Annotated in this window: 22 protein-coding genes and 1 pseudogene; 12 read left to right on the forward strand and 11 right to left on the reverse strand. The window is 69.3% G+C overall.

The features are described from left to right. Positions 1-61: 61 nt before the first annotated feature. Positions 62-1,312, forward strand: a complete 1,251-nt coding sequence (locus AQJ91_RS07110; protein WP_067017541.1) for a hypothetical protein — start codon at positions 62-64, stop codon at positions 1,310-1,312. 10 nt (positions 1,313-1,322) lie between these two features. Here AQJ91_RS07110 and AQJ91_RS07115 read toward each other — a convergent pair whose 3' ends face one another. Beyond that, a complete protein-coding gene (locus AQJ91_RS07115; RefSeq protein ID WP_067017543.1) occupies positions 1,323-2,645 on the reverse strand; it encodes an Nramp family divalent metal transporter in 1,323 nt (440 codons plus the stop codon). Positions 2,646-2,983: 338 nt separating this feature from the next. Here AQJ91_RS07115 and AQJ91_RS07120 point away from each other — a divergent pair, with 338 nt between their 5' ends. Then, the gene (locus AQJ91_RS07120; RefSeq protein WP_067018034.1) at positions 2,984-4,336 is read left to right on the forward strand and encodes a M14 family metallopeptidase; all 1,353 of its coding nucleotides are present in this window, start codon (positions 2,984-2,986) and stop codon (positions 4,334-4,336) included. Positions 4,337-4,385: 49 nt separating this feature from the next. Here AQJ91_RS07120 and AQJ91_RS07125 read toward each other — a convergent pair whose 3' ends face one another. From AQJ91_RS07125 to AQJ91_RS07140, 4 genes are all read right to left on the reverse strand, one after another. After that, positions 4,386-4,778: a hypothetical protein gene (locus AQJ91_RS07125; protein WP_067017545.1), complete on the reverse strand. Its 393-nt coding sequence runs from the start codon at positions 4,776-4,778 to the stop codon at positions 4,386-4,388. A gap of 65 nt (positions 4,779-4,843) precedes the next feature. Further along, positions 4,844-5,485 carry a hypothetical protein gene (locus AQJ91_RS07130; protein WP_067017547.1) on the reverse strand — a complete coding sequence of 214 codons (642 nt, stop codon included), beginning with the start codon at positions 5,483-5,485 and terminating at the stop codon, positions 4,844-4,846. A gap of 79 nt (positions 5,486-5,564) precedes the next feature. After that, positions 5,565-5,768, reverse strand: coding sequence for a DUF397 domain-containing protein (locus AQJ91_RS07135; RefSeq protein WP_067017549.1), 204 nt, complete (start codon positions 5,766-5,768; stop codon positions 5,565-5,567). After that, on the reverse strand, positions 5,765-6,640 hold the full coding sequence (locus AQJ91_RS07140) for a helix-turn-helix domain-containing protein (RefSeq protein WP_067017551.1): 876 nt from the start codon (positions 6,638-6,640) through the stop codon (positions 5,765-5,767). Before AQJ91_RS07140 ends, AQJ91_RS07135 begins: the two co-directional genes overlap by 4 nt. Positions 6,641-6,793: 153 nt before the next feature. Here AQJ91_RS07140 and AQJ91_RS07145 point away from each other — a divergent pair, with 153 nt between their 5' ends. The 4 genes and pseudogenes from AQJ91_RS07145 (at position 6,794) to AQJ91_RS07155 (ending at position 8,742) form a co-directional block, all read left to right on the forward strand. Beyond that, on the forward strand, positions 6,794-7,327 hold the full coding sequence (locus AQJ91_RS07145) for an ATP-binding protein (RefSeq protein ID WP_067017553.1): 534 nt from the start codon (positions 6,794-6,796) through the stop codon (positions 7,325-7,327). A 140-nt stretch (positions 7,328-7,467) separates the two neighbouring features. Next, positions 7,468-7,725 (forward strand): annotated as a pseudogene (locus tag AQJ91_RS55240) (helix-turn-helix domain-containing protein); the annotation flags it as partial. Positions 7,726-7,768: 43 nt separating this feature from the next. Continuing rightward, positions 7,769-8,485 (forward strand): hypothetical protein, encoded by a 717-nt coding sequence (locus AQJ91_RS54350; RefSeq protein WP_067017555.1) that lies wholly within the window; start codon positions 7,769-7,771, stop codon positions 8,483-8,485. An 8-nt stretch (positions 8,486-8,493) separates the two neighbouring features. Continuing rightward, positions 8,494-8,742, forward strand: a complete 249-nt coding sequence (locus AQJ91_RS07155; RefSeq protein ID WP_067017557.1) for a hypothetical protein — start codon at positions 8,494-8,496, stop codon at positions 8,740-8,742. A gap of 79 nt (positions 8,743-8,821) precedes the next feature. Here AQJ91_RS07155 and AQJ91_RS07160 read toward each other — a convergent pair whose 3' ends face one another. The 4 genes from AQJ91_RS07160 to AQJ91_RS07175 form a co-directional block, all read right to left on the reverse strand. Continuing rightward, complete coding sequence (locus tag AQJ91_RS07160) at positions 8,822-10,300, reverse strand: GntP family permease (RefSeq protein WP_067017559.1); 1,479 nt, start codon at positions 10,298-10,300, stop codon at positions 8,822-8,824. Between the two features lie 112 nt (positions 10,301-10,412). Next, positions 10,413-10,823 carry a RidA family protein gene (locus tag AQJ91_RS07165; RefSeq protein WP_067017560.1) on the reverse strand — a complete coding sequence of 137 codons (411 nt, stop codon included), beginning with the start codon at positions 10,821-10,823 and terminating at the stop codon, positions 10,413-10,415. Next, complete coding sequence (locus AQJ91_RS07170) at positions 10,820-11,581, reverse strand: IclR family transcriptional regulator (RefSeq protein ID WP_067017562.1); 762 nt, start codon at positions 11,579-11,581, stop codon at positions 10,820-10,822. Before AQJ91_RS07170 ends, AQJ91_RS07165 begins: the two co-directional genes overlap by 4 nt. Next, on the reverse strand, positions 11,578-12,657 hold the full coding sequence (locus tag AQJ91_RS07175) for a sugar kinase (protein ID WP_067017564.1): 1,080 nt from the start codon (positions 12,655-12,657) through the stop codon (positions 11,578-11,580). Before AQJ91_RS07175 ends, AQJ91_RS07170 begins: the two co-directional genes overlap by 4 nt. Before the next feature lie 144 nt (positions 12,658-12,801). Between AQJ91_RS07175 and AQJ91_RS07180 the strand changes: the two genes are divergently transcribed. Beyond that, the gene (locus AQJ91_RS07180; protein ID WP_067018036.1) at positions 12,802-14,079 is read left to right on the forward strand and encodes an amino acid deaminase; all 1,278 of its coding nucleotides are present in this window, start codon (positions 12,802-12,804) and stop codon (positions 14,077-14,079) included. 11 nt (positions 14,080-14,090) lie between these two features. Then, positions 14,091-15,716, forward strand: a complete 1,626-nt coding sequence (locus AQJ91_RS07185; RefSeq protein WP_067017566.1) for an N-acyl-D-amino-acid deacylase family protein — start codon at positions 14,091-14,093, stop codon at positions 15,714-15,716. Positions 15,717-15,747: 31 nt separating this feature from the next. Here AQJ91_RS07185 and AQJ91_RS07190 read toward each other — a convergent pair whose 3' ends face one another. Then, positions 15,748-16,689 carry a S1 family peptidase gene (locus AQJ91_RS07190; protein WP_067017568.1) on the reverse strand — a complete coding sequence of 314 codons (942 nt, stop codon included), beginning with the start codon at positions 16,687-16,689 and terminating at the stop codon, positions 15,748-15,750. A gap of 162 nt (positions 16,690-16,851) precedes the next feature. After that, complete coding sequence (locus AQJ91_RS07195; protein WP_234381857.1) at positions 16,852-17,544, reverse strand: hypothetical protein; 693 nt, start codon at positions 17,542-17,544, stop codon at positions 16,852-16,854. 126 nt (positions 17,545-17,670) lie between these two features. Here AQJ91_RS07195 and AQJ91_RS07200 point away from each other — a divergent pair, with 126 nt between their 5' ends. The 4 genes from AQJ91_RS07200 to AQJ91_RS07215 all read left to right on the forward strand — a co-directional run bounded on the left by AQJ91_RS07200 (position 17,671) and on the right by AQJ91_RS07215 (position 21,668). Then, positions 17,671-18,882, forward strand: coding sequence for a pyridoxal phosphate-dependent aminotransferase (locus AQJ91_RS07200; protein ID WP_067017570.1), 1,212 nt, complete (start codon positions 17,671-17,673; stop codon positions 18,880-18,882). Positions 18,883-18,982: 100 nt separating this feature from the next. Then, entirely contained in the window at positions 18,983-19,399 is a 417-nt protein-coding gene (locus AQJ91_RS07205) for an SCO4983 family protein (protein WP_067017572.1), read from the forward strand. 386 nt (positions 19,400-19,785) lie between these two features. Next, positions 19,786-20,397, forward strand: coding sequence for a tetratricopeptide repeat protein (locus tag AQJ91_RS07210; RefSeq protein WP_159054503.1), 612 nt, complete (start codon positions 19,786-19,788; stop codon positions 20,395-20,397). Next, entirely contained in the window at positions 20,394-21,668 is a 1,275-nt protein-coding gene (locus AQJ91_RS07215; RefSeq protein WP_067017576.1) for a glycosyltransferase, read from the forward strand. Before AQJ91_RS07210 ends, AQJ91_RS07215 begins: the two co-directional genes overlap by 4 nt. Positions 21,669-21,673: the final 5 nt, after the last annotated feature.

Consider the following 21,673-nt stretch of genomic DNA (forward strand, 5'->3'; position numbering starts at 1 on the left):
AGCCCTTTCGCTCCCCCCAAGGGACTTCAACAGACTTCGAGAACAGAAACGGTGGTGTGTCATGCCCGTCGAACACGATGAGGACCGCTTCGAGGGGCGGCTCAGTCACGCCCTCCGGCAGGCCGGCAGTGACTTCGACACCGATCAGGGCGCGCTCGTCGCCGCCGGCCGGGCGCGCGGGCGGCGGCTGTGGTTGCGGCGGCGGGCCGCCGTTATGGGGGGTGCGGCCGGGGTCGCGGTCGTGGGGGTGGGTGGGGCCCTCCTCGTGCCGTGGGGCGGTACGCCTGCCCCGAGCCCGTCCTCCGTGGCGTCGAAGCCTTCGCCGACGCCTACGCCCTCCGAGCCCACGCCCATCTCCGACGCCGCCCTCATCCGCACGCTCGAAGTGCTGCTCCCCGAGGGGGAGTTCAGCGGTCGGCAAGGGCGTGGAGTCAGCGACAAGTCCGGGCCGTACGCACAGGTCGTGTTCGACGACGGTGAGGGGCCCGCGGCCGTGTCCATCGCGATGGGGCGGGTCGAGCCTGGCAGCGATCAGGCCCGTCAGGTCGTCGAGTGCCCGGACAAGGTGTACACCCCGCACGACAGTTGCGAGACCTCCCGGCTGGCGGACGGCTCCGTGCTCAAGCTGTTCAAGGGGTACGAGTATCCCGACCGGCGCGTGGACACCAAGTTGTGGACCTCGGATCTGGTCACCCCGAAGGGGCAGCACATCCACGTCTCCGAGTGGAACTCCGCGGCCGAGAAGGACCAGCCCATCAGCAGGCCCCGACCTCCGCTCTCCAGCGCGCAGTTGACGGAGCTCGTCTCGGCCGACGTGTGGCGCCGGGTCGTCGACGCCATTCCCGAGGATCCGAAGAAGCCGTCCGCGGAGCCGGTGCCCGACCGCGACCCTGAACCCGTCGGCGGCTCCGTCCCGGCCACGCTCACCACGCTGCTCCCCAAGGGGCTCAACGTGGTCGGCAAGGGCGGCGAGGGCGAGTTCGGGTACCTCGTCGTCGACGACGGCAAGGGGCAGACCCTCGTCCAGGTCAACGTGCAGTCCGGCATGGGGGACGTCGAGAAGCAGTTGTTCGGCGAGGACTCCGAGACCCTGCCCGACGGTACGAAGGTCACCACCCGGCAGGGGCCCGGCGAGAAGGGCGGTCAGGGGGTTGTGATGTGGACCGCCGACACCCTTCGGACGGACGGCACGCGTGTGGTGATCAGCGCCTTCAACACCGGTTCCCAGAATGCCGCCGCCACCCGCGAGACGCCCGCCCTGACCATCGCACAGCTCCGGGACATCGCCCTCGACCCGAAGTGGCTCATCTGACACCCAGAAATCAGAAGAACTCCGACCACGGCTGGTCCCAGATCTGCTTCAGGCACAGCACCAGGAACAGCAGCCCCGCGATCGCGAGCATCGCGTTGCTCAGCGGGCCGTTGCGCCATTCCCTCGGTGTGCGTGCGGAGTTGAGGAGCCAGATCAGGGTGCCGGCCAGGAAGGGCATGAAGGCCGCGCCCAGGACGCCGTAGAGGATGATCAGGCGGAAGGGCTGGCCCTGGAAGAGCAGGACGATGGGCGGGAAGGTCAGCCAGAGCAGGTACGCGCGGAACGGCCACGACCGCTCCCGCTCCCCCGCGGCGACCTCCTCGCCCTTCGCCTCGCCACTCGGGGCCCGGTAGCGGGCCACGAAGTCCGCGAACATCAGGCTCACGCCGTGCCAGACGCCGATGAGGGAGGTGAAGGACGTGGCGAAGAAGCCGATCAGGAAGAACTTGGACGTCGCCGTGCCGTACTCGTCCGCCAGGATGTCGCCCAGCTGGATCAGGCCCTTGTCGCCGCTCGCGAGGGCGATGTTCGCGGAGTGCAGCAGCTCCGCGCCGACGAAGAGCATCGCCACGACGAAGATGCCGGTCGTGGCGTACGCGACCCGGTTGTCGAGGCGCATGACATTCATCCAGCCGGTGTTGGTCCAGCCCTTGGCATTGACCCAGTAGCCGTACGCGGCGAGCGTGATGGTGCCGCCCACGCCGCCGATCAGGCCCAGGGTGTTGAGGATCGAGTCCTTCTCGTCGGGGAGGACGGGCAGGAGGCCCGCGAAGGCGTCTCCCAGGTTGGGCGTGACTCTGATCGCCAGGTACACCGTCACCACGAACATGACGCCGACCAGGATCGTCATGACCTTCTCGAAGACGGCGTACTTGTTGAACCAGACGAAGACCAGGCCCACCAGGCCGGTGGCCACGCCCCACCACTCGAGGTCCATCACGTCGGGGAACAGTGCCTGCAGCGGCAGGGCGCTGGACGACATCGCCGCCGCGCCGTAGACGAAGCCCCAGATCACGGCGTAGATGACGAAGAAGTACGTCGTCCAGCGGCCCAGGCTCGCCCAGCCGTCGAAGAGGGTGCGGCCGGTGGACAGGTGCCAGCGGCCCGCCGCCTCGGCGAGGGAGATCTTGACGAGGCAGCCAAGGACGGCGGCCCACAGGAGGGTGTAGCCGAAGTTGCTGCCCGCGATGAGTGTGGCGACCAGGTCGCCGGCGCCGACGCCGGTCGCGGCGACGACGATGCCGGGGCCGATGTACTTCCAACTGGACTTGCGGGGGCCGGAGTGCGATGCGCTCGCTGTCGTTGCCTCAGTGTTTCCCGTGGTGTCCGCCATGAGGCTCAAGAAAGCCCAAAGGCGCGGGCGGGACAAGAGGGCGTACGCGATCTCCACCCGATGTGCTCACGGCAGGCGGTACGAGGTACGTCGACGTACGCGCACACCTGCCGGGCGAAGCACAGCCAGCCTCTGCCCCCGGCTCCGGCTCGTCGCGCGTACACCGCGCGGCTGATTTTCGAACGGTTCACGCCATCATGGCTTGGCACGGACTTGACCTGCTCATGCCATACCCGGACGATGAGCGCCACACCCGCACCGGCACGTCGCAGAACCACCCCCCGCTCCACTCCCCACTTCCGGAGACCCCGGAATCCCTGGAGAACCTAGGAGACTTCATGCGACTTCGCATACGAGGCTCAGGCGCCCGCAGCGGCAAACGCACCGCCGCTGTCGCCGCCCTCCTCGCCCTCACGCTCGCGGCACCCCTCTCCGCGAACACCGGCAGCGCGAACGCCGACAGCGCGACGAAGGCGGCACCCTCGGCGGAGGACATCCGCCAGTACGAGGTGCACATGCACTCGGACTCCAAGTCGCGCACCGCGCTGCAGCGGTCCGGCGTCACCGTGGACGACGCCGACGACCACACAGTCTTCATCTCCGGCCGCGCGGACCAGGTCAAGAAGCTGCGCCAACTCGGCTACGAGGTCACGCCGTTGGGCGCGGCTCCCGACCGGATGGCAGAGGACGAGATCCGGCTCTACGACTTCCCCTCCGCCGACTCGCGCTATCACAACTACACCGAGATGACGACGGAGATCGACCAGCGGCTGGCCGCCTACCCGGGCATCATGAGCAAGCGGGTGATCGGCAAGTCGTACCAGGGCCGGGACATCGTCGCCATCAAGATCAGCGACAACGTGGCGACCGACGAGAGCGAGCCCGAGGTCCTGTTCACCCATCACCAGCACGCCCGTGAGCACCTCACGGTGGAGATGGCGCTGTACCTGATCCGCGAACTCGGCGCCGGCTACGGCTCCGACTCCCGGGTCACCAGCATGGTGAACAACCGTGAGATCTGGATCGTCCCGGACCTCAACCCGGACGGCGGCGAGTACGACATCGCCAGCGGTTCGTATCGCTCCTGGCGCAAGAACCGGCAGCCCAACTCCGGTTCCTCGTACGTCGGTACGGACCTCAACCGCAACTGGAACTACCGCTGGGGCTGCTGCGGCGGTTCGTCCGGGTCGACGTCCTCGGACACCTACCGGGGTACCGCCGCGGAGTCGGCGCCCGAGGTCAAGGTCGTCGCCGACTTCGTGCGCAGCCGGGTGGTCGGTGGCGTCCAGCAGATCAAGGCGGGCGTCGACTTCCACACGTACAGCGAGCTGGTGCTGTGGCCCTTCGGGTACACCACGGCGAACACGACCACCGGCATGACCGCCGACGACCGGAACGCGTTCGCCACCGTCGGGCAGAAGATGGCCGCCAGCAACGGTTACACGCCGGAGCAGTCCAGTGACCTGTACATCACCGACGGGTCGATCGACGACTGGCTGTGGGGGAACCAGAAGATCTTCGGGTACACCTTCGAGATGTATCCGGGGTCCAGTGGGGGTGGTGGGTTCTACCCGCCCGACGAGGTGATCGAGCGGGAGACCGCACGCAACCGGGACGCGGTGCTGCAGCTGCTGGAGAACGCGGACTGTATGTACCGGTCGATCGGGAAGGAATCGCAGTACTGCAGTTAGGGGCTGCTGGGGCGGGGGCCGTCGCTGGGCGAGTTACGGCCCCCGCCGCTCACGTGACGGTCAGCTCGGCCATGGACAGCGCTCCGCCGAGCAGCGCGAACAGAGTCAGCAGCAGGGTGGTGCAGGTGACGCCGACAGCAACGTCCTCGACCGCGTGGCCGCCGATGAACCACCAGGCCGTCACACCGGCCGGCACGAGCAGATGGTTGCCGCGCTCGCCGAGCAGCCGCATGCCCGCCCACAACAGGACCGGCATCGCCACCAGACCCGTGGCGCTGGCCGGCATCCCCTCAGGCCAGCCGGCGCCCACCGCCCCCGGATCGGCCGCGGCCACGTCGCCCGCCCACTCCCGCAGCCGCTCCCAGCCCGCGTGGCAGACGACGGCGGCCACCGCCGACACGAGCGTGCCCTTGGCCCAGCGGGTGGTCCGGCTCCCGGTCATGGCCTCACCGTGTCACGGCGTGACGACGGGGGCCTGAGTACGGGTACTCAAGTGCCGCCCGACGGTCAGTCGGCGTCGGCCTCGGTGACCTTGGCCTTCGTGTCCGCGTCCTTGGCGACCTCAGCCTCGGAGTCCGCGTCCTTGGTGACCTCAGCCTCGGGGTCCGCGTCCTCGCTCTCCGCCTCGCCGTCCTCGAAGTAGGCGTCCAGGACGGCGTCCAGCTGCGTCTCCCACTCGGCGAACCGCGCCCTGGCCGTCGCCTCGATCTCGATCGGGTACCAGCGGCGGTCGGGGGTGTGGACGGTGATGGTGAACCGCTTGCCGAACCGGGGGGACTCCGTCTCCACGGCACCGATCTCGTCCCAGCGGAACTCGCACGCCTGGTCGTCCAGGGCGAGCCGTACGCCCTTGTGGTCGGCGACGATCTTCGCGCGGCGGTCGGAGGCCTCGAAGACGGGACCGTCGGGGGCTTCGTCCTCCTCGGCCTCTTCCTCGGCCTCCTCCTCTTCGACCTCCTCGACAGAGGGCTCCTCGGGCGCCTCGGCCTCGACCGGGGCGGCCTCGTCGACCTCCACCACATCGTCCGGATCGACGTCCTTGGCGTCCTCCGTCTCGCCGGACACGGGTGAGGTGAGCCCGGGGATGAAAGCCGGGTCGGACCCGGCGCCTTCCAGGGGCTGGCTGCTCGAACCTATGCGCTGCTCCACAGCGGGAAGTATGGCGGACGAAGCTGTGCCGTGGGGCGCCGGGGGCGGAGGAGTCTCGGGAGACGGACGGGACGGGCACTCAGGCCAGGGGGCCGTCGGAGGCGTACGAGAGGAAGTCCGTCCAGGCGGTGGACGGGAAGGCGAGGCGGGGACCGGCGGTGTTCTTGGAGTCGCGGACGTGGATCGTGCGGGGCGCTACCGCGATCTCGACGCAGGAGTCACCTTCGCTGCTGCTGCTGTAGCTGCTCTTGAACCACACCAGGCCCGAGACGTCGCGGATCATGTTTCCCCCAGCAGTTGCTCGATAAAGGCCAGCGACTCACGGGGCGTGAGAGCCTGAGCCCGGATGATGCCATACCGCAGTTCAAGGATACGGAGCTGCTTGAGCTCGGAGACCGGTCGGCCGTTGGCCACTGCCGGTGAACGTCCCACGGCCGAGCCGTCCTCGAACTTCAGCACCTCGATGCCACCCGCCAGCCCCGCGTGCTCCTCCCGGTCCATCGGCATCACCTGAAGTTCGACGTTCCGCAACTGCCCCACTTCCAGCAGGTGTTCCAGCTGGCGGCGCAGCGCTGTCCTCCCTCCGAGCGGGCGCCTCAGCGCCCACTCCTCCAGGACGAAACTGAGTTCAGGCGCCGGGTCCCGTTCGAAGACGGCCTTACGGGCCACGCGTGCGGCGATGAACCGCTCCACCTCGTCCTCGGTGTACGCGGGCCGCCGCATCAGCAGAAGCCCCCGTGCGTACTCGGGCGTCTGCAACAAGCCATGGACGTTCAGGGGATCGTAGAGCTGAAGCTCGACCGCCTTTGCCTCAATCTGCGCGAGATCCCGCACCTTCTTCGGGTACCGGACCTTCTTCACGTCCTCCCACGTCGCCGCGATGAGCCCGCCGGCCCCCAACACCTCGTCGGCCTTGTCCAGATACTCCTGCCGGGGAATCCGCTTCCCGCCCTCGATCTTGTAGACCAGGTCCTCCCCGTAGCCGACCGCCACCCCGAAGTCGGCGGCCCTCATCCTCACCGACTCCCGCCGCAGCTTCAACTGCCGCCCCACCGTGGCGATGACCGCGACTCCCCACTCGTCGTCGGGGTCCACCTCCCAACCCGGCTCGTCCGCCTCGGTCTTGAGTCGCCCCGCCTCGTTGTCCACCGACATCCCGCACCCCTCCGTCGTACGACCGTGCCGCGACGCCCTACCCGTACGCCCGCCCCCGACAGCCCGGACACCACCGGACAACCTCCGGACAGTCACCGTACGCAACGGCGTCGTCACTGTTCACGGTAGGCATGCACGGCCACGCTGAGTGACGTGATCCAAGAAACCGGCATCCGTAACTTCAGCGTGCTCCTGTCCCCCACATCTCGTGGAGCCCGCCTCGCCCGTTTGTTCGCGACCGAGCAACTCCGCTCCTGGGGCCTGCCGTTGGACCCGGCGGAGCACCTCGTGGCCGAGCTGGCGGCCAACGCGGCGACCCACGGCCGCGTGCCGGGACGCGACTTCCGCCTGACGCTCTACGTCGTCGGCGACACCCTCCGCATCGAGGTCACGGACACGCGCGACGACCGCGTACCGCACCCCCAACACCCCGCCTCCGATGCCGAGTCGGGTCGCGGACTCCTCCTCGTGGATGCGCTGGCCAACCGCTGGGGCATCTCGCCGGGACTGCGTCCTCGTAAGACCGTGTGGGCCGAGGTCGCTCTCCCACCGGACTTCAGAAACCCGTGCTCCGGTGCCGGGGGCGACCTCCCCCAAGGACCGCGAGAGGGAAAGGACCCCACCAAACCCCACCCCTCCCTCCCGCCCGCCCGCCCGCCCGCAGCGCAAACTCACCCTCGCGAGTGAACATCACCAACTCAGCTGGATTTCGGCCTGGTTGCCTGTCCTACGCTCAGCGCAACACAACCGCAGACATGCAACGGCCCTCGCCGGGACTGCAATCCCAGTGCGAGGGCCTGACCACCAAGGAAGACGGAACCTTCCCGATGGACACCCAAAACCCTAGCGCGCCCTCGCGCGCCCAGTCCCGTATCGCGGGCAAAAACCACCCCCACTCCGGCGGCCTCGAACACGACCACACCCGCCACACCACCCGCTTCACGGTGATCGGCAACCACCTCGCCCAGCACCCATCGCTGTCAGGCCTCGCCATCGGACTGGCCGTCTACACCCAGTCGCTCCCCAAGGGCGCCCGCGTCGACATCAAGACCCTCGCCGCCCGCTTCCCGGAGGGCACGACCCGTCCTACCGACCGACCTCACCGAGACGCGGCCCGTCGAACGCCGCGTGGACACGCTGCTGCGCTTCGACTTCGACGGCGAGGACTCGCTTCTGCTGGCCATCGAAGCGCAGGGCAAGAAGGTCCCGGACAAACCGTCCAGTTGGGCCTACTACCTGTCCTTCCTCAGCACCAAGTACAAGCTCCCGGTCCTGCTGCTGGTCATCTGCCAGGACCGGGCCACGGCCGAGTGGGCTGCCCGGCCGGCCTCTCTGGGTCCCCGGCAGTGGCCCGCGCTCACCCTGCGCCCCCTTGTGGCGGGGCCGCACAACATGCCGGTGATCACCGACCCGGCGGAGGCCCGCGCCGACCTGCCGCTGGCGGCGCTGGCGGCCATCACTCACGCGAAGAAACCGGTCGTCGATGCGATACTCAAAGCACTGTCCGCCGCGCTGCGGGACGAACCGGAAGCCGTCGTAGACCCCATCGTCGAATTCATCTCGCAAGGTATCGGCGGCAACCGCCGGGCCGCAGAAATCTGGAGGAACCTGGTGGCCGTGGACCTCTCCTTCTACAAGTCGTGGCTCGCTGAAGAAATCCGGGACGAAGGGCGCGTCCAGAAAGGTGCCGAGGCCGTCCTGCTCGTACTGGAGGCGCGCGGCATCGACGTTCCCGACGAAATCCGCGAGCGGATCACCAGCTGCACGGACCCAACGCTCCTGGACACCTGGCTCACCCGCGCCGCCATCGCGACGGCCGCCACAGAACTCTTCGACGGCGAGTGATCACGGCCATGGACCGCCCCCGCGGCGTGGATCGCGCCCTCGAAATGCTCGACGAGCTCGAAGAGCGAGGACGCAGACAGGGCCGCATCCAGGGCGCCCGGGAGGCCATTGTGACCGTCCTGGAAGCGCGTGGCATTGAAGTTCCCTTCTTTGTCCGCCAGCGGATCTGGACCTGCGGCAGCCTCGGGCTCCTGGAGACCTGGCTGACCCGTGCCATCACCGCCACCTCCGCCGGAGCGGCCATCGGAAACGAATAGCCGCAACCGACGGGACATGGGACCGGGCCGGTGAGAGGGCCACCGCCTCCCTCACCGGCCCGGTCGGGCGACGTAGCGCCTACACGAACAAGCTCAGCACCGCCGCCACCAAGAACCCCGCCACCGACAGCACACTCTCCAGCACGGTCCACGTCCTGAGGGTGTCCCGTTCGCTGATGCCGAAGTACTTGGCGACGATCCAGAAGCCGCCGTCGTTGACGTGTGAGGCGAAGATCGAGCCTGCCGAGATGGCCATGATGACCAGGGCGACGAAGGCCTGGGAGTGGTCGCCCTCGGTGAGGAGGGGTGCCACGATGCCCGCCGTCGTCACGATCGCCACCGTCGCCGAGCCCTGGGCCACCCGGAGGACCACCGAGATCAGGTACGACAGGACGATCACCGGGAGGCCGACGTCGTTGAAGGTGTCGGAGAGTGCCTGGGCGACGCCGCTGGCCTTGAGGATGGCGCCGAAGATGCCGCCCGCGCCGACGACCAGGAGGATGTTGCCGACGGGCTTGAGCGACGAAGTCGACACCGTTTCGAGGGACTTGCGGGACCAGCCGCGCCTGATGCCCAGCAGGTAGTACGCGAGGAGCAGGGCGATCGTCAGGGCCACGAACGGGTTGCCGAAGAACTCGATCACCGAGCGGAGTGTGGACGGGTCCAGCGCGATCGACGAGAAGGTCGCCGCGAGGATCAGCACCAGCGGCGTACCGATGATGCCGAGGACCGTGCCCAGCGGCACCGGCGTCTCCCGGGGCTCGACGCCCGCGGCCCGCTGCTCGTCGATGACGGCGAGCCTGGCCTCCGCGGCTGCCTCGACCATGTCCTGCGGTACGGCGACGAAGATGCGGCGGCCGATCCACGCGGAGTAGGCCCAGGCGGCCAGCACCGCCGGGATGCCGCAGACGACGCCCATCAGGATCACCCAGCCGAGCTGGACGTGCAGGAGGCCTGCGGCCGCCACCGGACCCGGGTGCGGCGGCAGGAAGGCGTGGGTCATCGACAGGCCGGCCAGCAGCGGCAGGCAGTACAGCAGGATCGACCTGCCGGAGCGCTTGGCGGCGGCGTAGACGATCGGCGCGAGGACGAAGATGCCGACGTCGAAGAAGACCGGGATGCCGAAGATCAGGCCGGTGAGGCCCATGGCGAGGGGCGCGCGTTTCTCACCGAAGAGGTTGAGGAGCCTGGACGCCAACACCTCCGCCCCGCCGCTTACTTCGAGGATCGCGCCGAGCATCGTGCCGAGGCCGATGATGATCGCGACATGGCCGAGGATGCCGCCCATGCCGGACTCGATGGTCGACACGGCGTCGCTTCGCTGGACTGTGCCGAAGAGTTCGGTGACCGAGAGGCCGGCCATCAGACCGACGGCTATGGAGACGGCGAGGAGGGCGACGAACGGCTGGAGTCGCGCCTTGATGATCAGGAACAGGAGCAGGGCGATACCGATGGCGGCGACCGTGAGGAGGCCCGCCGTGCCGTCGATGAGGAGGAGCAGTCCGCCGGTGTGGGGTGAGGCTTCGGGGGTGGGGGATGCCGCGAGCGGATGGGACATTCGGGGGTCCTCTACGTGAGCACAACAGCTTTCGGGCAGGGGGGATCGCGACACGGCGCCCGGTGGGTGGCGCCGTGCCGGTTACGGCGTGCGGGAGTTGAGGGGGGGAGCGTCAGCCGAGGACGGCGAGCGCGTCGATCTCGATGAGGAGCCCGGCGGGGAGGCCGACGTAGACGGTCGTACGGGCGGCCGGAGGCGCGGTGAGAGCCTGCTCCTCGAAGTAGGTGTTGTAGATCTGGTTCATCTCGGCGAAGTGGGCGACGTCCGTCAGATAGACACGGATCATCATCACGTCGTCCCAGCTCGCGCCGCCCTCTTCCAGGATCGCCTTGACGTTGGCGAGGGTCTGGAGGGTCTGCTCGCGCAGGGTCGGGCCGGCGGGCGTGGGCGGTTTGCCCTCCTCTGCGGGCAGGAAGCCGACCTGGCCGGCGACCTGAAGGACGTTGCCCTTCTTGACGCCGTGGGAGAACTTCGCGGGCGGGGTCGTGTGGGTCTTCGGGGTGAGCGCGATCTTCTCGGTCATACGGTGCCCTTCGGTGAGGTTCTGCCGGAGTACTCGCCGCTGATCGCGTCCGCGGTACGGCGGACCAGCGGAAGCAGGGTGAGGAGTTCGTCGGCGGTGACGACGACGTTCGGCGCGGAGACCGACATCGCGGCGACGACACGGCCCTCGGCGCCGCGGATCGGTGCGGCGACGCAGTTGATGGACTCCTCGTGGCCGCCGAGGTCGGTGGCCCAGCCCTGTTCGCGCACCTTGTCCAACTCCCGCAGGAAAGCGGGGGCGTCGGCGGTCGAACGGGTCGTGTACACGGGGTAGTCGAGCTTGTCGGCGAGGGCGCGGCGTTCGGGCTCGGGGAGATCGGCGAGGAGGAGTTTCGCGACGGCGGCGACGGTGATGGCGACGGGCTTCCCGATCCGGGAGTACATCCGCACCGGGTACCGGCTCTCCACCTTGTCGATGTACAGCACCTCGTCCTCCTCGTACACGGCGAGGTGCACGGTGTGCCCGCACTGCTCGTTCAGTTTTACGAGGTGGGGGTGGGCGATCTCGCGGATGTCGAGGTTCTCCATCGCCTCCTGGGCGAGGGCGATGAGGCGGGCGCCGAGGCGGTAGCGCTGGTCGGACTGGCGGTAGACGAGGCCGTGCTCGTGCAGGGTGCGCAGCAGACGCAGTGCCGTGGACTTGTGGACGCCCAGGCGGTCGGCGACCTGGCCCAGGTCGGCGGGGCCCTCGGCGAGCAGCGGCAGGATGCTGAGCGCGCGGTCGACGGTCTGGCTCATGGGGTGCGTACCTCCTCGTCAGCCCTTACTACGGCCTGTGTCCAGCCGGGGCCGAGTCGAAGTCTCCCCCACGCGGTGTCATCGAGGGCGACCAGGCGGTCGGCGTGGTCACGGGCGGGGGGCGGGGCGAGGTCGCCGGAGGCGGTGAGGGCGGCGGCGGCCCAGAGGTGGGCGTGGCGCAGACGGTCCCTTGCGGGGAGGTCACGCAGGGTGGAGGACAGAAACCCGGCGGCGAAGGCGTCACCGGCACCGACGGCCGCGACCACGTCGACCCGGGGGGCGCGGACGTGGGTGGAGGTGCCGTCGGCGTCCTCCAGTCCCTCGGTGTCCTTGTCGAAGGCGACGGCTCCGCCCGGACCCTGCTTGACGACCACGATCTCCGGCTCCGGCAGCGCGTCCACGATCGCCGGCCCACCGTGCAGTCCCCACGCCGCCCGCGCCTCGTCGGCCCCCACGAAGACGATGTCGGCCCGGCGGGCCAGGTCGAGCAGGACACGGGGGCCGTCGACGTCGGGCCATAGTCCCGGCCGGTAGTTGACGTCGAAGGAGACGAGCGGCCGCCCCGGCCGGGGTTCGGTCAGCTCCCACATGAGGTCGAGACACTCACCGGACAACGCCGCCGTGATCCCGGACAGGTGCAGCACCCGCCCCGCCCGCACCGCCTCCAGATCCACATTCCCCGCGGCCATCGCCGACGCCGCCGACCCCGCCCGGTAGTACGCCACCTCGTGCGCGTCCGTCGCCCGGTCCCCCGCCGTCCGGAAGTACACGCCCGTCGGACGCTCCGGATCCCGTCGTACGGCCGAGACGTCGACGCCGTACCCCCCGATCGCCTCGACGAGATGGTCACCGAACCCGTCCGCGCCGACCCGGCTGACCCACCGCACGGAATGCCCCGCCGCCGCCAGCGCGCACGCCACGTTCGACTCCGCACCCCCGATCCCCCGCTCGAACGACGGAACGTCGGCCAGCCGCCCCGGCTGCGACGGCAGAAACGTGACCATGGACTCGCCGAGCGCGACGACGTCCACGACGTCGGGGGCGTTGCAGGGTCCGGTGTGGGTCACGATCGTCATAGCTCCTCGGCGATCAGCGCATCGGCGGGGTGTGGCGGCTCCGTTGACCCCGCGTTGGCCGAGATGTTAGACAGCAGTAAGCGATATACGCAATGAACGTTGCACAGAATGCAACGGATGCAACGCACCGACCAGGGAGGCTCCATGACAGCCGACAGCCCCTCCGAAGCCCTCGCCCGTCTCGCTGAGGAGCGTGTCGACCACCGCTTCAAGGGCCTCCCGCCGGACGCCGACGGCCACACCGTCGCCGAGCTGGCCGCCCAGCGCCGCAACCTCTTCACCGGCGGCTTCGCCACCCCCGTGCTCGCCCTCTCCGCCGACCGCCTGGAGCACAACCTCGAGCTCATGGAGACGTACGCCACCCGCCACGGCCTCGCCTTCGCCCCGCACGGCAAGACCTCCATGGCGCCGCAGCTCTTCCAGCGCCAGATCGAGCACGGCGCGTGGGGCATCACGCTCGCGGTGCCGCACCAGGTGCGGGTGGCCCGCGCCTTCGGCGTCCAGCGCGTCTTCCTCGCCAATGAACTCGTCGACGCCGCCGCGCTGCGCTGGATCTCCGCGCAGCTCGACACCGACCCCGGCTTCCGCCTCGTCTGCTACGTCGACTCCGTGCGCGGCGTCGAGCTGATGGACGCCGCCCTGCGGGGCGCCTCCCGCCCGCTGGACGTGGTCGTGGAGCTCACCGCCGGCGACGGCGCCCGTACCGGCGTCCGTACGGAGGCGGAGTGCGCGGCCGTCGCCGACGCCGTGGCCGCCACCCGCACCCTCCGCCTCGTCGGCGTCGCGGGCTACGAGGGCGAGGTCCCGCAGGCCACTCCGGAGCGGGTGCACGCCTGGCTGCGGCGGCTCGTCTCCCTCGCCGTCGATTTCGACAAAGCCGGACGCTTCGCAGAAGCCGATCAGATCCTCGTCAGCGCCGGCGGCAGCGCCTGGTTCGACGCGGTCGCCGACGTCTTCGCCGAGATCCCCGAACTCTCCCGCCCCGTCCTGAAGTTGCTGCGCTCCGGCGCCTACGTCTCGCACGACGACGGCCACTACCGCAAGCTGACCCCCTTCAACCGCGTCCCCGAGGAGGGCGCCCTGGAACCGGCGTTCCGCCTGTGGACGCAGGTCGTCTCCCGCCCCTCCCCGGAGCAGGCCTTCACCAACGCGGGCAAGCGGGACGCGGCCTACGACCTCGACCTGCCCTTCGCCCAGGTGGTCCGCCGGGACGGCCGCGAGCGCCCGGCCGCCGGGATCGAGGTGACCGGCCTCTCCGACCAGCACGCATGGCTGCGTACGGCCCCCGGGGCGGACCTCGAAGTGGGCGACTGGGTCGGCCTCGGGCTGTCCCACCCGTGCACGTCCTTCGACAAGTGGCAGCTGATCCCGGTCGCCGAGGCGGACGGGACGGTCGTCGACTACATCCGTACGTTCTTCTGAGGAGACCCGTCATGGAAGACCTCGTCATCCGGGACGCGGACGTCGTCGACGGCTCCGGCGATCCGGCGTACCGGGCGGATGTGGTGATCGACGGCGGCCGTGTCGTCTCGATCGTGCAGGAGGCGGCCGCTGCGGGCTGTCAACGGCCCAAGGCCCGGCGCGAGTTGGACGCCGAGGGTCTCGTCCTCTCCCCCGGCTTCATCGACATGCACGCCCACAGCGACCTCGCCCTCCTCCGCGACCCCGACCACAGCGCCAAGGTCGCGCAGGGCGTGACCCTCGAGGTCATCGGCCAGGACGGGCTGTCGTACGCCCCCGTCGACGACCGCACCCTCGCCGAGGTCCGCCGCGCGATCACCGGCTGGAACGGCCACGGCGACGACATCGACTTCGGCTGGCGGTCGGTGGGCGAGTATCTCGACCGGCTGGATCACGGCTTCGAGGGCCAGGGCATCGCCGTCAACGCCGCCTACCTCATCCCCCAGGGCACCGTGCGCATGCTCGCCGTCGGCTGGGACGACCGTGAGGCGACCCCCGAAGAGCTCGGCCGGATGCGGCGGTTGGTCGCCGAGGGCATGGAGCAGGGCGCGGTCGGCATGTCGTCCGGGCTGACCTACACGCCCGGCATGTACGCCAAGGACGCCGAACTCACCGAGCTGTGCCGGGTGGTGGCGTCGTACGGCGGCTACTACTGCCCGCACCACCGCTCGTACGGCGCGGGCGCCCTGGAGGCCTACGAGGAGATGGTCGCCCTGACCCGGGAGGCGGGCTGTTCCCTCCATCTCGCCCACGCCACCATGAACTTCGGCGTGAACAAGGGCCGGGCCCCGGAGCTGCTGGCGCTGCTGGACGACGCCCTCGCGGCCGGCGCGGACATCACCCTGGACACATATCCCTACACCCCCGGCTCCACCACCCTCGCCGCGATGCTGCCCAGCTGGGCGAGCGAGGGCGGCCCCCAGGCGGTCCTCGGCCGGCTCGGCGACGACGGCACCGCCGAGCGCGTCCGGCACCACCTGGAGGTCATCGGCGCCGACGGCTGCCACGGCGTGCCCATCGAGTGGGACACCATCGAGATCTCGGGCGTGAGCGACCCTGCGCTCACCGAGTACGTGGGCCGTACGGTCCAGCAGTCCGCGGACCTGCGCGGCGAGGCCCCGTGGACGACCGCCCGGCGTCTGCTGCTCGACGACCGGCTGGGCTCGACGATCCTCCAGCACGTCGGCCACGAGGAGAACGTGCAGACGATCATGCGGCACCCGGTCCACACCGGCGGCTCGGACGGCATCCTGCAGGGCGCCAAGCCGCATCCGCGGGCGTACGGCACGTTCCCGCACTATCTCGGCCGGTACGTACGGGAGTTGGGCGTGCTGTCGCTGGAGGAGTGCGTGGCGCATCTCACCGGGCGCCCGGCGGCCCGGCTGCGGCTCCCGGACCGCGGGCTGGTCCGCGAGGGCTACCGGGCCGACCTGGTCCTCTTCGACCCGGCGACGGTCGCGGCGGGGTCGACCTTCGAGGCGCCGAGGGTGCTGCCGAGGGGCATCCCGTACGTGCTGGTCGACGGCCGATTCGCCGTCGAGGACGGGCGGCGCACGGACGTACTGGCGGGGCGGGCGGTCCGCCGTACTGCCGCGTGACCGCCCGCCCTTGAGTGCCTGCCGACGCCGGTTACGGCTTGGGCAGCGTGCACCCGCTCGCGCTCAGGTCGAGCTTGTTGTCGACGCCGAAGCAGGCGGGGATCTGGTAGGTCTCCTGGGCGTAGTTGATGCCCTGGCGGACCGTCACCGTGCCGTTCTCGGCGACCTCGCACGGGTTGTTCACCGTGCAGCGCTCGCCGTCCTCGTTACCGGTGTTGTTGACGGCCACGACCTCGTTGGTGGCCTGGTCGATGACCGGGGAGCCGGAGGTGCCGCCGATCGTGTTGCAGGCGGAGGTGTAGCGGACCGAGTCCTTCCAGGTCCAGTCGCCCTCCTTCATGCGGTACACGAAGCCGTCGATGTTGCAGTTGTACAGCCGCTTCCAGTAGCCGGAGGCGACGGTGATGGCGGTACCGGCGACCGGGTGGGAGTCGCCGAGGGTCAGCGGGCTGATGTTGTACGAGCTCTTGATCTGCGCGTACGTGGTGGTGAGCTGGTACAGCGAGACGTCCGTGTCGGTCATCGTCGCGTACGCGATCTTGCTGGCGCGCAGCGTGCCGACCCTGGTGCCCGAGGCGTTGAGCAGGCCGAAGGTGCGGCTGGACGCCTGGTCGACGACGACCTCGCCGGGCCCGGGGAAGCCGGACTCCAGGCAGTGGCCGTTGGACATGACCATGGCCGGGTCGTTGTCCTCGGAGTCCGGGAAGCGGATGACGGAGCCGGAGCAGTTGCTGAGCGAGACGGTGCCGGCGAAGTTGACGGCTCTGACGCCGGGCTCGTCCGCCTCCGCGCCGGTCAGCACCTGGTTCACGGCGGACGTCACCTTGTTCACGGTGGCCACCGCGTCGCCCACGACCGGTGCCGCCTTGCCCACCGTGGGCGCCGTCGCGGTGTCCGGGGCGGCGACCGCGGGTGCCGCGCCCGACCCGGCTATCGCCAGGGCCGCGAGCACGGCAAGGAGAGGTTTGTTCATGTGGGGGGTCCCCTCATACGACGAAGGTGACCGGAGTTTTTCCGGCCACCCGTAGCTTTGTCATGCACATTGTGGTGTGCGAGGGGCTCGCGGGCAAGGAGTTGTTCCGGCCCGCACCGATCTCCAACCTACCTAATACGGCGGCTACTTGAACCACCCGGGCTACTTGGGCCCTTTGGTCCCACCCTGCCCTTTGCCGGGGTTGCCGTTCGCGTTGCCCGGGGCATCGATGGTCGGCGCGGGGGTGGTGAGGGCCGCGCCGGTGGGGGTGGGCGAGGGCTCGCCGTCCTTGTCGTCGGAGTCGTCGCCGGACCCGGAGGGACTCGACGAGGCGCTCGGGGACTGGGTGCGCGACGGCCCGGTACCACCGGAGGAGCCGTCGGAGGCCGACCCGCCCGAGGAGTCCGCGGACGTCGCCGGCTCCCCGGCCGTCGGGGGCGTACGGTCCGGCTTGCCCTGGGTCCCGTCCGGGGACTCCCCGGAGAACGCGAACCCCGCCACCAGGGCGGCCACCGACACCGCCCCCACCGCACCGGCGGCCACCGCCACGCGCCGCGAGCGCCAGGGGCTCGGCTTCCGCCGGGAACGCCGGTGACCGCGGCCGGCCGCGGCGCCCCCGGCCACCCGGGGCAGCTCGGTCGTCTCGTCGTACGCGTTCTCCCAGCCGTGCGCGGCGGCCGGGTCGGCGTACTCGTCGTACACCGGGGGCGACTCGGGCTGCGGGTGGTACACGTTCGGCAGCACCTGCGGCCAGTCACCCTCCCGGTGCGCACCGTGAACGCCGTACGGACCGGCCGCGTGGTTCGCGGCGTTCGTTTCGTACGTCCCGTTTTCGTGCTCAGGTGGCCTGGACATGGCCGCGCATTGTAGAGACGGGAGGGGCCGACGGGACAGCTACCGGCGATAACCACCCAAACCCCCGCGTCTCACGTGTCGGAAAACACGGCCCAAAGGGCGTTACCGGGCCGTAAGCTCCTTGACATGCAGGTGATCCAGTCGACCAAGCTCGCCAACGTCTGTTACGAGATCCGGGGCCCGGTACTCGAGGAGGCGATGCGGCTCGAGTCGGCAGGGCATCGGATCCTCAAGCTGAACACCGGCAATCCGGCGGCGTTCGGCTTCGAGTGCCCTCCCGAGATCCTGGAGGACATCCTCCGCAACGTGTCGTCGTCCCACGGCTACGGCGACGCGAAGGGCCTGCTGGCCGCACGCCGGGCGGTCGTCATGCACAACCAGACCCTCGGCATCGAGACCGACGTCGAGCACGTCTTCATCGGCAACGGCGCCTCCGAGCTGATCGTGATGGCGATGCAGGGCCTGCTGGACGACGGTGACGAGGTCCTGGTCCCGTCCCCGGACTACCCCCTCTGGACGGCAGCCGTCTCGCTGTCCGGCGGTACGGCCGTGCACTACCGCTGCGACGAGCAGTCCGACTGGATGCCCGACCTCGCGGACGTGGAGCGGAAGGTCACCGACCGCACCAAGGCGATCGTCATCATCAACCCGAACAACCCGACGGGCGCGGTGTACGACGAGGCGATGATCAAGGGGCTGACCGACATCGCCCGCCGCCACAACCTGCTGGTCTGCTCCGACGAGATCTACGACAAGATCCTCTACGACGGCGCCACGCACACCCCGACCGCCGCGATCGCCCCCGACCTGCTGACCCTCACCTTCAACGGCATGTCGAAGGCGTACCGGGTGGCCGGCTACCGGGTGGGCTGGATGTCGATCTCCGGACCGCGCGCGCACGCCGACTCGTACATCGAGGGCCTGACGATCCTCGCGAACATGCGGCTGTGCGCGAACATGCCGGGTCAGCACGGCGTCGTGGCGGCGCTGAGCGGGCGGCAGACCATCAATGACCTGGTGCTGCCCGGCGGGCGGCTGAAGGAACAGATGGACACGGCGTACGAGCTGCTGACACAGATCCCGGGCGTGAGCTGCGTACGGCCGAAGGGTGCGCTGTATCTCTTCCCACGGCTCGACCCCAACGTGTTCAAGATCAGGGACGACCGGCAGCTGGTCCTGGACCTGCTGCGACGCGAGAAGATCATGGTCGTCCAGGGCACGGGCTTCAACTGGTCCGAGCCGGATCACTTCCGCGTGGTGACGCTGCCGACGGTCGGGGACCTGCGGGACGCGGTGACCCGGATCGGAAACTTCCTGGACGGCTACAGCCAGCCCTGACGCTCACGCTGCGTGTACAGGGCGGCCAGTTTCGCGAACACCTCAACTTTAGACTAAATCTAAGCTAGGATGGCTTCTGTCAGAGCACAGGAGGCCATCCATGTACGAACCGATCCGCGCCAAGTCGGTCCACAGCACGATGGCCGGCACCACCTCCGACTTCCCCCACCGGTCTCGTGAGGAAGAGCTGGACATCCAGCTCGCGGGGCATCTCGCGGCGCTGCTCGCCGTCACCGACGAGCTCCGCGCACAGGCCCCGTCCACCGACCTGGACAGCGCGGCCGAGCGGCTCGCGGACCAGGTGGCGCGGCTACGGGGAGGGCGTACGCCGGCCCGCATGGCCGCCGCCGTACGCGAACCGCGTCTCGCGTCCCTGCACCAGCGGGCACACGCGCTGGCGGGCCGTGCGCTCGTCGTCGCCGCGTCCCGCGCCGACACGACGGCCGCGATCCTGGCCGCCCAGCGGATGGACGCCCACGCCGAGGCCCTGGAGCCCCGCGAACTCGCGTCCCACTGAGTCCTACGGGGCTCCAACCGACGGCCCCGGTCCGCGCGCACCCGCAGCGACGCGCGGACCGGGCGCCACACCCACCCGCTCACGATGCCGTAGGGGCAACTCGCCGCCCCTGAGCAGACGGTCGCAGCAGCCACTCGCCTCAGCCGCGTTCACCCCAATACCCCCATGACAACACGAGATTCGCGAGATCGGTTTTGCGTATCTCACCTTTGATGCGTGCATTCGAGTGGTCTGTTTACCCCAAGTCCGCGACAGCTGGCGGAGTTGCAAAGACCTCCCCCTAACTTTGGTGAAGATGACGGCGGTTTGGACTCTGAGATCAGCCGAACCCACCCATCCCGTTCGTCAACGACTCCATGAGATGTGACCAAGTGAAACGTAGGAGAATGTGGGCAGGGCTCGCCGCAACGATGGCGGTTGCCACAGGCTTGACCGCCTGGGCGATTCGGCCCCATCCGACCCAGGCCCCGGAACCCAAGACCGCGCCGGCGAACTGGACGAAGTACCAGCAGGTCGACGCGCTCATGCAGACCGCTCTTCTGCAACAGCGTCAGATGCACGACTCCAAGGGGGCGGCCGATACCTACGGGCGGCTGCTGAAACTGGACCCTCACAACAAGGTCGCCTGGTACAACCTGGGCGTCATCGCACAGCAGGACGGCAAGACGGCCGATGCCCGTGCAGCCTACGAAAAGGCCCTGAAGATCGATCCGTCGTTCACGTCGGCCCTCTTCAACGAGGCGATCCTGCTGAAGTCGAGCGACGCCGACCGGGCCATCGGACTCCTGAAGCGGGCCATTGCAGCCGATCCGAAGGACGCCACGGCCTATCTGCATCTCGGGCAGATCCTGGCGGAAAAAGACCGCGACGAAGAGGCCGGGGAAGCATTCCGTCATGCCGTCGCGGCCGATCCCTCGCTGCATTCCCAAGTACCAGAACGGTTCTGGGATTCCGTAAACCCCTCACCGACATCGAGCCAAGCAGGGAGCACCAGATGACGTCGACCGCGACTCCGAGGTTCTCCGTCTTCACCCCCAGCCACCAGCCCCGTTTCCTCGATGAGTGCCTGGCGACCTTGCAGGCGCAGACCTGTTCCGACTGGGAGTGGATCGTCCTCCTCAACAACGGCGCCCGGTGGCGGCCGGAGCAACCCGACGAGAGGGTCCGGGTGGAGATCGCGGACGACCTCCGCGGTGTCGGCGCGGCGAAGCGCAGAGCTTGTGAACTGGCGCGCGGCGAGATCCTCGTGGAACTCGACCACGACGATCTCCTGGCGAAGGCGTGCCTGGCGGAGCTCGGCAAGGCGTTCGACGCACATCCCGAGGCCGTTTTCGTCTACAGCAACACCGCGCAGATCACGGAGGACGGGAAGCGGGACGACAGCCGTTTCGACGAGACGTGCGGCTGGCAGTACGAGGAGGTGAACGTCGACGGCCGCAAGCTGCTGCAAGTCATCTCCCTGGCCCCGACGCCGCACAACGTCTCCTACATCTGGTACGCGCCCAACCACGTGCGCGCGTTCCGCAAGGAGAGCTACGAGAAGGCCGGCGGGTACGACGCCACGCGTACGGTCCTGGACGACCAGGACCTGATGTGCCGCCTCTTCCACGAAGGCGACTTCCACCACATCAACCGCTGCCTGTACCTCCAGCGGGTGCACTCCGCGAACACCCAGCGCGATCCGGAGATCAACGAGCACATCCAGCGGGAGACCGTCGCCCTCTACGACAAGTACATCGAGGCCAACGCCCTCGCCTGGACCCACCGGCGCGGACTGCTCGCGCTGGACCTCGGCGCGGCTCGCCGGAAGCCGCCCGGCTACGTGGGCGTGGACCAGCACCCGGAAGAGGGCGTCGACATCGTCGCGACCCTGCCCGGGAAGCTGGACCTGCCCGACGACTCCGTCGGCCTGGTGCGGGCGGTGGAATTCCTCGAGCGCGTGCCCGCGAAGGTGCCGCTGATCAACGAGCTGTACCGGCTGCTGGCGCCCGGCGGCATGCTCCTCGTCATGACACCCAGCTCCGACGGCCGCGGCGCGTACCAGAACCCGACGCACGTCGCCCACTACAACGAGAACTCCTTCTGGTACTACACGGACAACCGGTACCGCGCCTTCGTGCCCGCGCTCGAGGCCAAGTTCCAGTCGTCGCGGCTGGTCACCTACTTCCCGACCGAGTGGCACTCCCAGAACGACATCTCGTACGTGGTCGCCAACCTCATCGCCATGAAGGAGGGCGCCGCGCGATGCGGCGGACCGCTGCTGGTCTGAGGCCC

It is taken from the genome of Streptomyces dysideae, from assembly GCF_001514305.1.
Taxonomy (GTDB): Bacteria; Actinomycetota; Actinomycetes; order Streptomycetales; family Streptomycetaceae; genus Streptomyces; species Streptomyces dysideae.

Bases quoted from the DNA above. Each gene is read 5' to 3' on its own strand.
- AQJ91_RS07120 (WP_067018034.1), top strand. From the start codon at position 2,984: ATGCGACTTCGCATACGAGGCTCAGGCGCCCGCAGCGGCAAACGCACC.
- AQJ91_RS07180 (WP_067018036.1), top strand. From the start codon at position 12,802: ATGACAGCCGACAGCCCCTCCGAAGCCCTCGCCCGTCTCGCTGAGGAG.
- AQJ91_RS07185 (WP_067017566.1), top strand. From the start codon at position 14,091: ATGGAAGACCTCGTCATCCGGGACGCGGACGTCGTCGACGGCTCCGGC.
- AQJ91_RS07140 (WP_067017551.1), bottom strand. From the start codon at position 6,640: ATGTCGGTGGACAACGAGGCGGGGCGACTCAAGACCGAGGCGGACGAG.
- AQJ91_RS07110 (WP_067017541.1), top strand. From the start codon at position 62: ATGCCCGTCGAACACGATGAGGACCGCTTCGAGGGGCGGCTCAGTCAC.
- AQJ91_RS07160 (WP_067017559.1), bottom strand. From the start codon at position 10,300: ATGTCCCATCCGCTCGCGGCATCCCCCACCCCCGAAGCCTCACCCCAC.
- AQJ91_RS07215 (WP_067017576.1), top strand. From the start codon at position 20,394: ATGACGTCGACCGCGACTCCGAGGTTCTCCGTCTTCACCCCCAGCCAC.
- AQJ91_RS07125 (WP_067017545.1), bottom strand. From the start codon at position 4,778: ATGACCGGGAGCCGGACCACCCGCTGGGCCAAGGGCACGCTCGTGTCG.
- AQJ91_RS07165 (WP_067017560.1), bottom strand. From the start codon at position 10,823: ATGACCGAGAAGATCGCGCTCACCCCGAAGACCCACACGACCCCGCCC.
- AQJ91_RS07175 (WP_067017564.1), bottom strand. From the start codon at position 12,657: ATGACGATCGTGACCCACACCGGACCCTGCAACGCCCCCGACGTCGTG.
- AQJ91_RS07115 (WP_067017543.1), bottom strand. From the start codon at position 2,645: ATGGCGGACACCACGGGAAACACTGAGGCAACGACAGCGAGCGCATCG.
- AQJ91_RS07155 (WP_067017557.1), top strand. From the start codon at position 8,494: ATGGACCGCCCCCGCGGCGTGGATCGCGCCCTCGAAATGCTCGACGAG.
- AQJ91_RS07135 (WP_067017549.1), bottom strand. From the start codon at position 5,768: ATGATCCGCGACGTCTCGGGCCTGGTGTGGTTCAAGAGCAGCTACAGC.
- AQJ91_RS07170 (WP_067017562.1), bottom strand. From the start codon at position 11,581: ATGAGCCAGACCGTCGACCGCGCGCTCAGCATCCTGCCGCTGCTCGCC.
- AQJ91_RS07190 (WP_067017568.1), bottom strand. From the start codon at position 16,689: ATGAACAAACCTCTCCTTGCCGTGCTCGCGGCCCTGGCGATAGCCGGG.
- AQJ91_RS07205 (WP_067017572.1), top strand. From the start codon at position 18,983: ATGTACGAACCGATCCGCGCCAAGTCGGTCCACAGCACGATGGCCGGC.
- AQJ91_RS07200 (WP_067017570.1), top strand. From the start codon at position 17,671: ATGCAGGTGATCCAGTCGACCAAGCTCGCCAACGTCTGTTACGAGATC.
- AQJ91_RS07210 (WP_159054503.1), top strand. From the start codon at position 19,786: ATGTGGGCAGGGCTCGCCGCAACGATGGCGGTTGCCACAGGCTTGACC.
- AQJ91_RS07195 (WP_234381857.1), bottom strand. From the start codon at position 17,544: ATGTCCAGGCCACCTGAGCACGAAAACGGGACGTACGAAACGAACGCC.